This window comes from Bacillus nitratireducens, assembly GCF_001884135.1.
Classification (GTDB): Bacteria; Bacillota; Bacilli; order Bacillales; family Bacillaceae_G; genus Bacillus_A; species Bacillus_A nitratireducens.
Genome location: NZ_MAOC01000048.1, coordinates 1 through 474 on the forward strand (window position 1 = coordinate 1; position 474 = coordinate 474).

1 pseudogene is annotated in these 474 nt (G+C 34.4%); it reads right to left on the reverse strand.

Features of this window, described 5'->3' with window-relative positions:
* Positions 1 to 474, reverse strand: a pseudogene (locus tag BAU23_RS30410) (hypothetical protein); the annotation flags it as partial.

Genomic DNA, 474 nt, shown 5'->3' on the forward strand with positions numbered 1-474 from the left:
CATTAGCTTCCCACCTTGGAATCGTCAACTTTGATGGATCATTTTCTATATATTCAATAGCCCCATAAAACCTATCTGGTGCACCAATTGGTGTTGATACACCATTTCCTCCATGATCTACTTTAAACATCGTTCCATCATAGTCAAGCCTAGCTCCTTCATAATTTTCAAACAGTGTTTTTAAATTTGCACTATGCTCATCAACTGCAGTAAATCCTCTTACACCTGTATAGTTTTCGTCATATAAATACTTATATATATCACTTTGCGGGATTACTTTTTTCATCTTTGTACCAACATCAGGTACTCCAATTTCATTTCTTATATTATCAACTACTGTCTTTTCATTAGCATTTAACACCCTATCTGGATGTAACAACTCAACAAATTCATCTACTGAATACCCACTATTATTAATAAGGTTTTTAACACTATCACTGGTATTTAGCTCAGCATTACTTAACCCCTCTGGAG